Source organism: Vibrio neptunius (assembly GCF_000967495.1).
GTDB classification, from domain to species: Bacteria; Pseudomonadota; Gammaproteobacteria; order Enterobacterales; family Vibrionaceae; genus Vibrio; species Vibrio neptunius.
Genome location: NZ_JXXU01000017.1, coordinates 23,155 through 37,814, shown reverse-complemented (window position 1 = coordinate 37,814; position 14,660 = coordinate 23,155). Strand labels below are relative to the sequence as shown.

The following is a 14,660-nucleotide window of genomic DNA, read 5'->3' as shown; positions in this document are numbered from 1 at the left end:
GAACAATGACGATTCAAAGCTTTATCCCCCCTCACCGTATTCTTATGGGCCCTGGTCCTTCGGATATTTCTCCTCAAGTTTTGCAGGCTTTGAGTCGACCTACAGTTGGCCACCTTGATCCCTTGTTCATCAAAATGATGGATGAACTAAAACAGCTACTCAAATACGCTTTTCAAACCGAAAATGAATTCACTATTGCTGTTTCAGCGCCGGGCAGTGCAGGTATGGAAACTTGTTTTGTTAACCTTATTGAACCGGGAGAGAAGGTGATCGTTTGTCGCAATGGTGTGTTTGGCGAGCGCATGCGCGAAAATGTAGTTCGAGCGGGTGGTGTAGCGGTCGTTGTTGATGATGAATGGGGTACTCCTGTCTCGGTCGATAAAGTCGAGCAGGCGTTGAAAGAGCACTCAGATGCAAAGGTCCTGTCATTCGTTCACGCAGAAACATCGACAGGCGCATGCAGCGATGCCCAAGCATTAGGTAAGCTTGCAAAAGCTCACGGTGTGCTAACGATTGTTGATGCAGTAACCTCTTTGGGTGGTGTACCGCTTAAAGTCGATGAATGGCAGCTAGATGCGGTCTATTCAGGTAGCCAGAAATGTTTATCTTGTGTTCCGGGTTTATCACCAGTGACCTTCTCACCTCTGGCCATTGAGAAGATTCAGGCAAGGCAAGCACCTGTCCAGAGCTGGTTTTTAGATCAAAGTCTAGTATTAGGCTATTGGAGCGGGGAAGGAAAACGTAGCTACCATCATACAGCACCTGTAAATAGCCTTTATGCGCTGCATGAGTCGCTATTAATCCTAAAGAATGAAGGGTTAGAGAATGCTTGGCAGCGTCATAGTGACATGCATGAAAAGTTGAAGTTAGGTCTCGAAAAGTTGGGTTTTGAGTTTGTTGTTGAAGAAGAATCACGTTTACCTCAGCTCAATGCAGTCTATATTCCTCAAGGCGTTGATGACGCAGGGGTTCGTAACCATTTGCTAGAAAACTATAATCTCGAAATTGGTGCCGGTTTAGGGGCATTAGCGGGTAAGGCATGGCGCATCGGCATTATGGGCTACGGCGCTCGTGCAGAAAATGTTGCACTCTGTTTGAGAGCATTAGAAGAGTCACTCACGCAGTAACTACCATCAAAATAGAATTGAACGGCGACGCTTTAAGCGTCGCCTTTTTATTCGGCTACTTTTCATTGTCTGCTTTGAGTGCATCGATATCTGGAGCTATGTATTGCACCTGTGAGAAATCGCGAGCAGGGAACAAGTATTGCGCCTCTCTACGAATTTGCTCGGCACGTTCACTATCCCCTAGGCCTTGGTAAGCAAGAATTAGGTTGTTATAAAACGCGGGCCTTGGTTTATCTTTAATAGTTTTCAATGACCAGTTAATGTATGGCTGGATGAACTTCGCTTCCTGACGATAAAGGCCAATATTGAGATAGGTGCTATAAATATCCCAGTCGTACCTATCTTTCCAAACTATTGGGTTACTGACTTGCTTGAGTAAGTCAGGATTTTTAGGCTGCGATGTTTCAAACTGAGTGAGGACATAGTTAGTGTGTAACGCTGTCAGCATGTAGAAACTGGTTATAATGGGTAAGACTAAACTCATCGCTCGGAACAGTGTTTTAGTCACAATGCTGAATGACGCAAAACGATACGAGCGCGCGCGTTGATCAATCCAGAAAAGCAGAACCACAAAGATTATCCAGTGAATGGCTGAATGGTAGAAAGGGTATTCAAGTTGGCTATGGAGGATTATTGGCACAAATAAGGCAAACATCGCGAGGCGAGTACCTTTTTTAACATTGTAGATCCTTACTAAAACCATCATCGCTGCGAGTACTATAGCTAATACTGGAAGTAAGCCTCCTTCTACCCCCCAATAAAGCAGCTCATTGTGAGGGTGGTCCATTGAAGCAAGACCGGGATGATAGTTGGGGTTTAACTGATGTTGGCGTGCTGTGTAGACGATGTATTCTGGCTCAAATCGCCCGTATCCGTAGCCTGTGAACGGCTTCTCAACTAACATATCGAGTGTTTGAGGAAAAGTGTATTGTCTCGGGCTTTCTAGGTTAGCCCGTTTAGCCGCTAGAGACTCTCCATCCGATAGTAAATTAATGCCACTACCAATTGATAGGCCGAGTAAAATGGACGCAAGCCAGCCCCAAAAGCGTTTTTTGGTTGCGAATTGATAGAGGTAAGGCAAGAGTAAAACGACAGCCATAAAAGCCCCTAGCCAACCAGTGCGAGACGCTATCAAAATGAGTAATGGAACCGTAACAACTGGCATTAAGTACAGCAACAAAACTTCACTGAAATGACGATTATACTTTTTGGGATGGCGAGTGAGTAGATACCCTGACAGAGCCAGTCCTGTGGCGAGAAAACTGGCCATGACATTCGGCTGCTGAAAAATACCGTAAGGGCGATTCTGTACTGTATCGTAACCAAATAAGTTGTCAGGTTGCAGGAGTAAATATTGAAACCAGCCAAACAGCGCCTGCATAAAGACTGAGATAGTGATGAACCACAACAAACCTTGCTTCTGCTTGTTGCTAAAGCGAAATTGTTGAAGAACAAAAAACAGCCCGTAGCCAGCCCATAAGCCGAGCAGTTTACCTTGAGACAGTGAAAAGTCTGAGTGAGGGAAAGATACCGGGATTGTGATCAATACGCAGCACATAAACAGTCCAATGGTCAGCTTATTGTATCTGATCACACCTTGGGTTCCGGTCTGATATAACCCTATTGCCAGAGAGAAACTGACTGCCAGCCAAGTCGTTGTATTAAAAGAGAGCGCGAGCCCAGCACCGCCAGGATTAGGGGTGAAAATGTGCATCGCGAGCAAAAATACGACCGCTATAGAAACAAGAAACGGCTTAATGAGTGGTAGTTTAGGTGCTTGCGGCTCTAGACTTGTACCTGCCAAATGGATGGTTGCCATTGATTATTGCGTCCTTCAAAAGAAAACAGACCATGTTATGGTCTGTTTAATTTACTACTTTTCTTTATTTTAACATAGGCTTGAGGAATCGTGCGGTATGTGAACCTTTTACCTTGGCCACTTCTTCCGGTGTTCCTTCAGCAATAATTTCACCGCCACCTTGACCACCTTCTGGTCCTAAATCGACAATCCAGTCTGAGGTTTTAATCACATCAAGGTTATGTTCGATGACCACCACTGTATTACCGTGATCACGTAGTCGATGCAGTACAGTAAGCAACTGTTGAATATCATGGAAGTGCAGGCCAGTGGTGGGCTCATCCAAAATATAGAGCGTCTTACCAGTGTCACGCTTAGATAGTTCTCGGGCCAGTTTGACACGTTGCGCTTCACCCCCAGATAAGGTGGTCGCAGCTTGGCCAAGACGAATATAAGAAAGTCCAACATCGATAAGTGTTTGCAGCTTGCGGGCTATGACGGGTACAGGATCGAAGAAGTTTCGTGCATCTTCAACCGTCATCCCCAGTACTTCATCAATGGTCTTGCCTTTGTAGTGGACTTCGAGAGTTTCACGGTTGTAGCGTTTGCCTTTACACACATCGCATGGCACGTAAACGTCTGGCAGAAAGTGCATCTCGACTTTGATGACTCCATCGCCCTGACAAGCTTCACATCGCCCTCCACGTACGTTGAAACTGAAGCGACCCGGTTTATAACCTCGAGAGCGTGCTTCTTGCGTTCCCGCAAATAGCTCTCGGATCGGTGTAAAGATACCTGTATAAGTGGCTGGGTTAGAGCGTGGTGTGCGCCCTATTGGGCTTTGGTCAATATCGATAACCTTATCAAAATGCTCCAACCCTTTAATTTTTTGATAAGGAGATGGAGTGGCTGTCGTCGCACCATTTAGCTGAGTGTGTGCAATCTTGAAAAAAGTATCGTTGATCAGAGTAGATTTACCAGAACCTGAAACCCCTGTCACACAGGTGAACAAACCAACCGGGATTGTTAATGTCACATCTTTAAGATTATTACCTGTAGCGCCGAGCAACTTGACCACTTTCTTTTTATTGATAGGGGTACGCTGTTCAGGCACTTCAATTTTTTTTGTACCGCTGAGGTATTGGCCAGTTAGTGACTCTGGAGTGGCGATAATATCTTCCATGGTTCCTTCTGCTACCACACTACCGCCATGTACACCAGCTCCAGGGCCTATATCGATCACGTGATCGGCGATGCGAATCGCATCTTCATCATGTTCCACAACCAGCACCGTATTACCTAAATCACGCAAGTGAGTTAGGGTGTTTAATAGTCGCTCGTTGTCACGTTGATGAAGTCCGATGGAAGGTTCATCTAATACGTACATTACCCCGACCAGGCCCGCACCAATCTGGCTGGCGAGTCTAATACGCTGAGCTTCCCCCCCTGATAAGGTTTCAGCGCTACGAGAAAGGTTGAGGTAGTTGAGGCCAACATTAACTAAAAATTGGAGACGATCATTGATCTCCTTCATTACTTTTTCGGCAATCTGCGCTCTCTGACCTTCTAGCTTCAATGACGCAAAGAAACCCAACGCATCTGCGATACTTAGCTCAACAATCTCAGGTAAGGTTGTGTCGCCTATAAATACATTACGAGCTTCTAAACGCAAGCGACTGCCTTCACAGCTCGAGCAAGTACGAGTTGAAATGTACTTAGCTAGATCTTCACGCACGGCATTGGATTCGGTATCACGATAGCGACGCTCAAGGGTATTGAGTATGCCTTCAAATGGGTGACGTTTGACGCGAATATCGCCGCGATCGTTAATGTACTTAAACTCGATCTCTGTACGTCCGGATCCTGTAAGTACCACATCTTGCATTTTCTTTGATAAAGACTTAAAAGGTGCTTTTAGATCAAAGTTATAGTGTTCTGCCAAAGATGACAGCATTTGGAAGTAATAATAGTTTTTCTGATCCCAACCACGGATCGCCCCTTCGGCAAGACTTAAAGAGTCATCGAGAATGACTCTATCGGGATCAAAATATTGTTGGACGCCAAGGCCGTCACAGGTGTGGCAGGCGCCTGCTGGATTATTGAACGAGAACAGCCTCGGTTCTAGTTCTTGCATGCTATAGCCACAATGTGGACAGGCGAAGTTAGCAGAGAAGACCACTTCTGCGCCATCTCCATCCATCGGAGCCACGACTGCAATTCCGCCGGACAATTCGAGCGTCGTCTCAAAGGATTCCGCCAGCCTCTGTTGTAAATCATCGCGCACCTTAAAGCGATCTACTACGACTTCAATGGTGTGTTTTTTATGCAATTCTAAGGTTGGTGGATCGGATAGGTCGCAAGTTTCACCATCGATACGAGCGCGAATAAAACCTTGTGCAGCAAGGTTTTCCAATGTTTTAACGTGCTCGCCTTTACGCTCTTTAACAATTGGCGCAAGGAGCATCATTTTGGATCCTTCAGGAAGCTCCAAAACTTTATCGACCATTTGTGAGATGGTTTGAGCTGTCAAAGGTACATGATGTTCAGGACAACGCGGCTCGCCAACACGTGCGTACAATAGACGTAGGTAGTCATACACTTCAGTAATGGTACCAACGGTCGAGCGAGGGTTGTGCGACGTTGATTTTTGTTCAATGGAAATGGCTGGTGATAAGCCTTCAATATGATCGACATCGGGCTTTTCCATCAAAGACAAAAACTGGCGAGCGTAGGCCGATAGGGATTCAACATAACGACGTTGACCTTCCGCATAAAGGGTGTCGAAGGCAAGTGATGATTTACCTGAACCGGATAAACCTGTAATCACGATGAGTTTATCTCGTGGAATGGTTAGGTTCACATTTTTTAAGTTATGGGTGCGTGCGCCGCGAACTTCGATCTTATCCATTGTTCTCGCTCAGTGTAAAAACAAGTGGGCTAAGTATTACATAGAGTAATAAATGTTCAAAGAAAATACTGGATAAAAAAACAGTAACAAAAAGGCCGCTCTATTGAGCGGCCTTAGAAGCATGGCTAGCATCAAGCGATTAAGCTTCTTTTGTCGTTTTTTGTTTATCCAGTTCTGACTTTTTGCGATCCGCTAGGTAAAGGTTCTCAAAACAGTAGTTAGTTGCTTCGATGTAGCCTTCAACGCTACCGCAATCAAAGCGTTTTCCTTTGAATTTATAGGCCAGAACACAACCTGCCTTTGCCTGTTTCAGTAGAGCGTCAGTGATCTGAATTTCTCCACCTTTACCTGGCTCGGTATTTTCGATGAGCTCGAAAATATCAGGCGTCAAGATATAGCGACCAATGATAGCCAGATTACTTGGTGCAGTTCCAGGCTCCGGCTTTTCAACCATATCATCCACACGATAGATGTCGTCTTTGATCATCTCACCAGAAATCACACCATACTTGTGAGTTTCGTCGGCAGGTACTTCTTGAACAGCGACAATTGAGCAGCGGAATTGCTTAAACAGGGCAACCATCTGGGCTAACACTCCTTCCTGTTCATTGACACAAAGGTCGTCGGCCAGCACAACAGCAAACGGTTCATCACCGACTAGCTCACGGCCAGTAAGAATTGCATGCCCTAGTCCTTTCATTTCACGCTGACGAATATAAGTAAAGTTAGCGCTCTCGATAATGTCACGAATATCGACCAACAGTTGTTCTTTATTCGTTCCGCTGATTTGATGTTCCAATTCGTAGTTCTTGTCGAAATGGTCCATGATCGAGTGCTTACCGCGGCCAGTGACAATGCACATGCCATCCATACCCGCCTGAATAGCTTCTTCAACACCGTATTCGATAAGCGGTTTGTTGACGACTGGCATCATTTCTTTAGGCATGGATTTGGTCGCAGGGAGAAAGCGAGTTCCATAGCCAGCCGCTGGGAAAAGGCACTTTTTGATCATGTTTAAACCCTATATATTTAATTAATCTGTTATAGCTGGCGCAACCTTATCACTTTTTGCGTGAATGGATAATGAATGTTAAAGACAAAATGTGAGTTTTTGCGTATCGGATTATATTTAAGACAGCATATGTTGATTAGCCCAAGCAATGGCTTGGACACGATTCCTTACCGAGAGTTTCTTGAAGATTTGGTACAAATGAGATTTAACAGTGAACTCACTGATGAACAGATCTTCAGCAATTTGTATGTTGGATGCTCCGGTTTTTAAACATCGCAGAATCTGGATTTCTCTAGCAGTTAAGTCTACGGTGGCTGGAGCAGTTTGGCTGAGTACTACATGGCGATAGTAATGCAGCAGTTGAGCAGCCACTTTTCGAGGTAGCCAGTTTTGACCATTGATCACTTCACCACACCCTTTTGCAATCGCTTCAATTGATTCTTCTTGATAAAAAAGAGCTTTTAGGTCGCCAAAGCAGAGCAGGTCGTCTGTTTTCAGTCTTTTTTCTACATTAAAAATGATGGTTTCAAACATTTTGTTCGAGAGAGGAAGGTCACGGATCTGGTTATTGAGTGTTTGATAGTTCTTGTGATCTATCATCAGAATCTTATGTTTATGCTGCTGCATGGCAAGCATTAATTCGTCGGGCTCGATTCGGGGGATCTGGATCTGGAGTTGTTCCTCAACCTGACGGATAAGAGGGTGAATTGTGCTTTTATCTTCACATAGAAAGTAGATAGTTCGGGTATAGATATTTTTGCTCATCGGAGTTTTCATTCGATTTCATTACAAGTACTTGCAGAGTGAAGGAGAAATGTGACTAGTGCGAATTATGTTTACAGGATTGCGTATAGTTTCATGTTAGTAGGTAATTATTAAATCTATCAATCACGTAATGAATTGAATTTGCTCGTAAATAATACTGATATCTATAGGGTTCATGACTTTGTGAACCCATGGTGAGGATTGCAATTTGTTCAAAGAGTAAAGCGTGTTATCCTAATGTGCTGTTTTAAGGTAAATAGAAAAATTAGACGGAGCGAATCATGGCGAGCCGTGGAGTCAACAAAGTTATTTTAGTCGGAAATCTGGGATCAGATCCGGAAGTACGTTATATGCCAAGCGGTGGCGCTGTAGCAAACATCACGATTGCGACGTCTGAAAGCTGGCGTGATAAAGCAACTGGCGAACAGCGTGAGAAAACAGAATGGCATCGTGTGTCACTGTTTGGCAAGCTGGCAGAAGTTGCTGGTGAATACCTGCGCAAAGGTTCTCAGGTTTACATTGAAGGCCAGTTACAAACTCGCAAATGGCAAGATCAAAATGGTCAAGACCGTTACACGACAGAAGTGGTTGTTCAAGGTTTCAATGGCGTAATGCAAATGCTCGGTGGTCGCGCTCAAGGTGGATCGCCCGGTCAGTCGATGGGACAGCCTCAACAGCAAGGCGGATGGGGTCAGCCTCAACAGCCTGCAATGCAGCAAAGTCAACCGGCTCAGCAACAGTATTCTCAGCCGCAACAGCAGCAGTCACAGAACCAAAGTCAGCCTCAATACAATGAGCCGCCAATGGATTTTGATGACGATATCCCATTCTAACTCATTGAATCCTGAAAAAAGCCGCGAATTTCGCGGCTTTTTTATATAGTTAGAAAAACAGACCAATCAGTTAATGGCAATGATGAGAGCTGATTGATTTTTATCGCTGCTACGACCTTATTTTTAGAAAAGGAATTCTTTACCTATGAGGTATACCCCTACCTTAAAGTTGAGCACTCGCCTCGTTGCGTTTGTCACTGTCATAGTGACCAGTGCGATGTTCATCCTTTTTTTAGGTGGGACCTTATCGTTTAAACGACTTGGCCAAGAGTACCTAGATCATTCTCTTCAAGGCATTGTCGAAGTATTAGATAAGGAAATGGAAGATCCTGACGCCGCGTACTCGTTGCAACGTTGGATGCCCAAAATGCTCCAAGCTTCCAACATTGTTGAGATGGAGCTGCTATCTACCCATGGTGTTATATACCGTTATAAAGACACCTCTTCGAAAGTTGATAAAGTTCTCCTCTATGACACTGAATACCAGCTAGAGCGTAATATTGGTTATCGTCTCCACTTTAAAGCCGTTCCTCCCTACATCGGCTATGGCTACTCCCTAGAAGCTTTATGGTCGATCACCTTAGCTGTGGTTTTGATTATTTTCTGCTTAATGCGTGGTGTTAAATGGCTCAAGGAGCAACTTGCAGGATCTGAGTTATTGGAGGAACGAGGACGAATGATTCTTGCTGGACGTGTTGAAGAGTATGCCAAAGGTGATGTTAGAGAGTGGCCCTACACGGCCAGTGAAGCTCTAGATCGGTTAATAGAAGAATTGCAGGACGCTCGTCAAGAGCGCAGCCGCTTTGATACTTTCATTCGTACCCAAACTTTTTTAGATCAGGTCACTGGTACTGCTAATCGCGTACTTTTCGACAGTAAATTAGAATCAGCACTTTCTGAACATGGTTCTCACGGTGGTGTATTGCTTTTGCGTATCGACGATTGGGAACAATTACAAGAAGAATCTGGAAAACAGGTCGCAGATGACTTTGTGATCGATATCGGCACTAGCTTGAATAACATTGTTCAGCGTTATCCAGACGTTATTCTATCTCGTTATTATGAGTCTGACTTTGCTATTTTTGCCCCTCATTTAGGCAGCAAAGAAGTCGCTCAAATAGCAATAAATAGCTTAAAGCAATTGACTAAACTCTCTCCTCCTTTACCTCTAGAAAAAGAAAATTGGTTGCATATTGGTGTCAGCATGTACAGAGAAGGAGAGAGCCAAGGACGTATTCTAGATGAAGTTGAAACGGCCCTGAAAAGTGCTCAGTTACAGCGCGTAAATACCTGGAGTAAATTTAATAAATTGGTCACGCATGATGATGACCGCGGTAACGTGCGTTGGCGTACTCTATTCGATTTAGTAATTAAGCCAGAAAAACTCTATATTTTTTATCAGCCCTGCTATTTGTTAGATCCAAACAAAGACAGGGTGTTTGAGCACTCTGAGCTTTTTGTTCGTATTAATGATCCGGATAAAGGTTTGATAAAGGCATCTAGATTCAATTCTGCTATAGAATCTGTGGGTTATGAAGCCGTTCTTGATCGTGCTGTTTTTGCTGCGATCGTAAAATTTCTGAAAGTGTCAAAGAAAAGAATATGTTACTCTGTAAACATTCATGTAGTGCCGTTTGCGGGTCGAGAATACTTCAAATGGTTTCGGGATGAACTACTACAATTAACATCAGAACAACGAAAATCGTTGATCTTCGAATTTTCAGAAGCAAGATTAGTTAAACATCTGGACTATATGCGTCCAGTGATAAAAATGATTTCTGGATTGGGGTGTCGCATTGCCGTTGGCCAAGCTGGTCGATCGATTGTGAGCACTCATTATTTAAAAGATCTTCCAGTCGATTTTTTAAAACTGCATAGAAGTTTAGTGAAACAAATAGATCAGCGAGACGAAAATCAGTTATTTGTTCGAAGTTTATTAGGCGCATGTGAAGGACTCAAAACTCAAGTTATTGCCGTTGGGGTCGACAATAAACAAGAGTACAAGACTATGCTGGCTTTAGGAGTACAAGGTGTTCAAGGACGCTACTTTCAGTCTGAACAACAATTGATGCCTAAAGTTGAAACTGAAAGGAAAGTTATGATGGCCAGTAAAGTGCAAGTCGGTCGTCGCAACCGGTGGCGAAAATTTAGCAGTAAATGAACATTCAGTCTTTGATAGGAAAGTTTAATCACAAACAGCGAGTCGGCTTAAAACTGACCGTCGTTGTTCAGCCTGGCGAACTCTATTTTTCAGCGTTGGCTGAAGGCAAACTACCCTCAAAGGTGACGGTAGAAGAGGGGGCATGGCAAGAAACACTGCTTAAAACATTGGTCCAATCGAAACTCTCTGATTTACATCTGGATATTGTCCTAAACTCGAAAATCTATCAAACCTACCAAATCGATAAGCCTAACATTCCTGAAACTGAATTGAGTAGTGCTTTACCCTTTCTGCTCAAAGATCTCATCAGTGAAAAAGTGACTGAGATTGTTGCTGATGCTGCTCACCTTCCGATCGGTAACAAGCTACAAGTGTATGTTGTACCTAAGAGCTTGATTGTTGGCTTACAACAAAGTTTGTCAGCTCATCATATCGTGCTAAACCGAGTCCTAGTCGAGGACGAGATATGGGGAGTATCTGCGGGTGAACTGTCCAGCTTTTTGCTTTTACAACGCAGTAAGCAAAGTAGCTTCCGGGTTCGAGCGTTCGTCGATCACCATTGTGCTTTCCAGAGAACGATTAGGGGAGTCGCTTCTCCACTAACAGGTGTTGCCACTAGTGCACTTCAGCTTGATGGTATTGCCTTGGAACTACAACGTTCGATTGACTACCTCTCCTCGCAGTTGCGCGGCGCTTCTCTTCATAAGATGAAAATATGTTGTGATGAGGAAGATCAACAACAATTGGTCGAAGCACTAAGTGAACGTCTGAGTGTCAACGTTGCGGCGTTAACTGAAGGTGATCGTGAATCTGGGGATACCCTGATTGAGTATGTTGATCAGCTCAGCGACGGCGCGGTCAACTTGTTCCCAGATTCCCTGAAGCCAAAAAAAGAAATATTTAACCTATTTCAAGTGGTTGTGGGTTGGTCTGCCGTTGCGACAGTCTTAGTCAGTATTTTCGCTTATCTTCAGTTTCAACAAGTTCAGCTTGAGCGAGATCTAGAAAAGTACAGAGCTCAGCAAGTAGGGCTCGAGCAGCAGATTGCCGAACTGAATCAGCGCATGGCAAAACATAAACCATCAGCAGCTAAAGTTGCCGCTGTTGCGCGATTAAAGCTTGATATTCAGGCGAAACAGGCTTCATTTAAAGCCGTCAAAGGGTTTGACCAATCTCAGCAAATTGGATACTCAGGTGTGATGCGTGCGCTAGCAGAGTTAGGCCGACAGGATATTTCGTTAAATCATATCTTTATCGATGCTGATACTATGGATTTACAAGGGCTTGCGCGCGAAGCTAGGGCGATTCCCAATTGGGTAAATCAATTTAAATCTGAAGTAGATCTTGTGGGACGAACATTTGAAAAACTCAAAATTGGTCGCAACGATGATGACATTGTGACGTTTGAACTTATCACGAAACAGGAGCCTAAATAATGCAGCTATTATGGCACCAATTGAGTGACAAATTCAGCCTACTAAGCCAACGTGAAAAGTGGCTTCTGACTATCTGTGGTCTAGTTATTATTGGTTTATCCTTGCTTGTTTGGATGATTGAACCTGTACTGAAAACGAATCAATCCTTATCAGGGCAAGTTAGCTCATCTAAGCTGAGCGTACAACGTCTCGAAGCGGATATTCTGTTGGCAACCGCTACACTTAACAAAGATCCTGATCAGAAGATAGATGTGCAATACAAGCAACTTCTGATGGAAAGTCAGCAGTTGTCAGAGCAGTTGGCTGAAATAATAGAAACCCTTATTTCCCCCAGCCAAATGGCGCGGTTACTGGAGGGTGTTTTGGCTGGCACAAAAGGATTGAAGCTGGTGTCTCTCGAGTCAATGCCAGCAGAGCCAATCGTTGGCGGCGCGGATAAACAGACTCAGACAGGGTATTACCTACATCCGGTCAAGATCGAACTAACGGGCAGTTATTTCTCGATTCTTAGCTATCTCAATACTCTAGAATCTCTTCCAGTGAAGTATTATTGGCGCAGTTTCAATTACACCGTTGAGGAATACCCAACCGCACGCTTAATACTTGAGGTGTACACGCTTGGCACAAGACAGGAGTTCATCGGTGGTTAAATTCATTTTTGTCGTTTTGATTGGCTATTCGTCGGTGATCTACGCTTCAAAGGACCCAACGGCGCCTTTGGGTTGGCAGAAGCCTCAAGAGGCGAAACCTGCTGCTAAGATTACTGAACAGCCCATCCCTACGTTGGAAAGTATTGTTTGCTCAGAGGCTAGACAATGTAAGGCAGTACTCAGTAATCAAGTGGCATTAGTAGGGGATACGATCAACGGATATACGGTGAGTCATATTGAACCAGAACTTGTTACGCTATTGAAAGCGGGTCAACAATGGAAGTTAGAGCTATTTACTCTGGATATAAAACAGTAAGGTTATTGGAAGCGTATGCGTAAACTTGTTGTAGTCTTTACAGTTGCGTCATTAATTGGCTGCTCTATGGGGCATCGTCCACCTGTGGAGGCAAAAGACGCTCTCAATGAAGCGTTGAGCCAATCAGGCAGTCATGGCTTAGATGAGTTGCCACCCTCTGTAGAAGCTGACCTGATGCCTGAGTTGGATGGTTCAGGCTTGATTGCGTCAGAGACGGTGAAACGCTTTCGAATTCAAGCAAATGATGTTGATGCCAACGCTTTTTTTGCCAGTTTAGTAAAGGGAACGGAATTCAGTGTCGCTTTACATCCTGATGTGTCGGGCACTATTACGGTTAACTTGACGGACGTTACTTTAGACGAGGTGTTGTCTGTTGTTCAGGATCTGTATGGCTATCAAATTGAAAAAGTGGGAAAGGTAATACAGATCTACCCAGCAGGTTTGAGAACAGTGACTATTCCGGTTGATTATCTGCAATTCAAGCGTAATGGCCGTTCATTGACTTCTATCACGACGGGTACTGTAACCAACAGTTCTTCAAGTTCGTCTTCTTCCAGTTCAGATACGTCAAGTACGGGGAGTTCCAATACCAGCTCGTCCAAAGGTGGTACTGAAATCGAAACCACCAGCGAGAGTGACTTCTGGCCTCAACTTGAGCAGGCCGTAAGCCAGTTAGTGGGTTCGGGTCAGGGGCAAAGTGTCGTCATAACGCCTCAAGCTGGTGTGATTACGATTCGAGCGTATCCGGATGAAATTAGAGAAGTGAGAAACTTTATTGGTGAATCTCAAAAGCGGTTACACCGACAGGTTATTCTCGAAGCTAAAATTCTTGAAGTCACTTTGAGTGATGGTTACCAACAAGGTATTGATTGGTCGAAGGCGTTCACTTCGAATGGGACCAATTACACCATAGGCCAAGGAACTCCAGTGACCACTGGTACGCCAGCCACATTACCCGGTTTAGATACGGTAGGTTCTTTGTTGGGTGGGCAGGCGAACTTAGTCATTTCTAGCGGTAGTTTTGATGCGGTCATCAGTTTTATGGCAACGCAAGGTGATCTGAATGTTCTTTCTAGCCCCCGCGTTACGGCTTCCAACAATCAAAAGGCGGTAATAAAAGTCGGTACGGACAGCTATTTTGTCACGGATTTTTCGACCAATATTGATTCAAGCAGCACAACATCGACAACCAGTACAGATATCGAACTGACCCCATTCTTTTCAGGTATTTCCCTCGATGTGACTCCACAAATAGACAATGATGGCAGTGTACTTTTACATGTCCATCCTGCCGTGATTGATGTGACGGAAGAAACAAAAAATATCAACACTGGCTCCTCAGGCACAGTCTCTTTACCTTTGGCTACCAGCTCTATTCGTGAATCAGACTCGGTTATTCGTGCCCAAGATGGCGATGTCGTGGTGATTGGAGGGCTTATGAAGTCAAACACTCTTGATCGAACCTCTAAAGTTCCATTTTTAGGCGATGTCCCTGCGTTAGGACATCTGTTCCGAAATACCACACAGTATACAGAGAAGACCGAGTTAGTGATCTTGCTCAAACCAACAGTTGTGGGCGTAAATACGTGGCAGAAAGAAATTGAACGGTCGAGGGATTTACTTCAGGAATGGTTTCCTGATGAGCAGTAAGCGA

General features: G+C 44.3%; 11 protein-coding genes. 7 read left to right on the top strand and 4 right to left on the bottom strand.

Annotated elements, in window-relative coordinates:
* Positions 1–5: 5 nt before the first annotated feature.
* Positions 6–1,127, top strand: coding sequence for a pyridoxal-phosphate-dependent aminotransferase family protein (locus TW84_RS06370; protein ID WP_045974818.1), 1,122 nt, complete (start codon positions 6–8; stop codon positions 1,125–1,127).
* Positions 1,128–1,182: 55 nt separating this feature from the next.
* On the opposite strand, the gene TW84_RS06365 is transcribed toward TW84_RS06370, so the two are convergent.
* From TW84_RS06365 to TW84_RS06350, 4 genes are all read right to left on the bottom strand, one after another.
* Positions 1,183–2,946 carry a PglL family O-oligosaccharyltransferase gene (locus tag TW84_RS06365; RefSeq protein WP_045974817.1) on the bottom strand — a complete coding sequence of 588 codons (1,764 nt, stop codon included), beginning with the start codon at positions 2,944–2,946 and terminating at the stop codon, positions 1,183–1,185.
* Between the two features lie 64 nt (positions 2,947–3,010).
* Positions 3,011–5,833, bottom strand: coding sequence for an excinuclease ABC subunit UvrA (uvrA, locus tag TW84_RS06360; protein ID WP_045974816.1), 2,823 nt, complete (start codon positions 5,831–5,833; stop codon positions 3,011–3,013).
* 139 nt (positions 5,834–5,972) lie between these two features.
* Positions 5,973–6,845 (bottom strand): UTP--glucose-1-phosphate uridylyltransferase GalU, encoded by an 873-nt coding sequence (gene galU / locus TW84_RS06355; protein WP_045974815.1) that lies wholly within the window; start codon positions 6,843–6,845, stop codon positions 5,973–5,975.
* Between the two features lie 117 nt (positions 6,846–6,962).
* Positions 6,963–7,610 carry a response regulator transcription factor gene (locus tag TW84_RS06350; protein WP_045974846.1) on the bottom strand — a complete coding sequence of 216 codons (648 nt, stop codon included), beginning with the start codon at positions 7,608–7,610 and terminating at the stop codon, positions 6,963–6,965.
* Between the two features lie 281 nt (positions 7,611–7,891).
* Here TW84_RS06350 and TW84_RS06345 point away from each other — a divergent pair, with 281 nt between their 5' ends.
* From TW84_RS06345 to mshL, 6 genes are all read left to right on the top strand, one after another.
* Entirely contained in the window at positions 7,892–8,443 is a 552-nt protein-coding gene (locus TW84_RS06345) for a single-stranded DNA-binding protein (RefSeq protein ID WP_045974814.1), read from the top strand.
* A gap of 145 nt (positions 8,444–8,588) precedes the next feature.
* On the top strand, positions 8,589–10,604 hold the full coding sequence (csrD, locus tag TW84_RS06340; protein ID WP_045974813.1) for an RNase E specificity factor CsrD: 2,016 nt from the start codon (positions 8,589–8,591) through the stop codon (positions 10,602–10,604).
* Positions 10,601–12,040: a hypothetical protein gene (locus TW84_RS06335; protein ID WP_045974812.1), complete on the top strand. Its 1,440-nt coding sequence runs from the start codon at positions 10,601–10,603 to the stop codon at positions 12,038–12,040. The genes csrD and TW84_RS06335 overlap by 4 nt, the downstream gene beginning before the upstream one ends.
* Complete coding sequence (locus TW84_RS06330) at positions 12,040–12,690, top strand: MSHA biogenesis protein MshJ (protein ID WP_045974811.1); 651 nt, start codon at positions 12,040–12,042, stop codon at positions 12,688–12,690. Before TW84_RS06335 ends, TW84_RS06330 begins: the two co-directional genes overlap by 1 nt.
* Complete coding sequence (locus TW84_RS06325) at positions 12,683–13,006, top strand: hypothetical protein (RefSeq protein ID WP_045974810.1); 324 nt, start codon at positions 12,683–12,685, stop codon at positions 13,004–13,006. Before TW84_RS06330 ends, TW84_RS06325 begins: the two co-directional genes overlap by 8 nt.
* Positions 13,007–13,021: 15 nt before the next feature.
* Complete coding sequence (gene mshL / locus TW84_RS06320) at positions 13,022–14,656, top strand: pilus (MSHA type) biogenesis protein MshL (RefSeq protein ID WP_045974809.1); 1,635 nt, start codon at positions 13,022–13,024, stop codon at positions 14,654–14,656.
* Positions 14,657–14,660 lie beyond the last annotated feature (4 nt).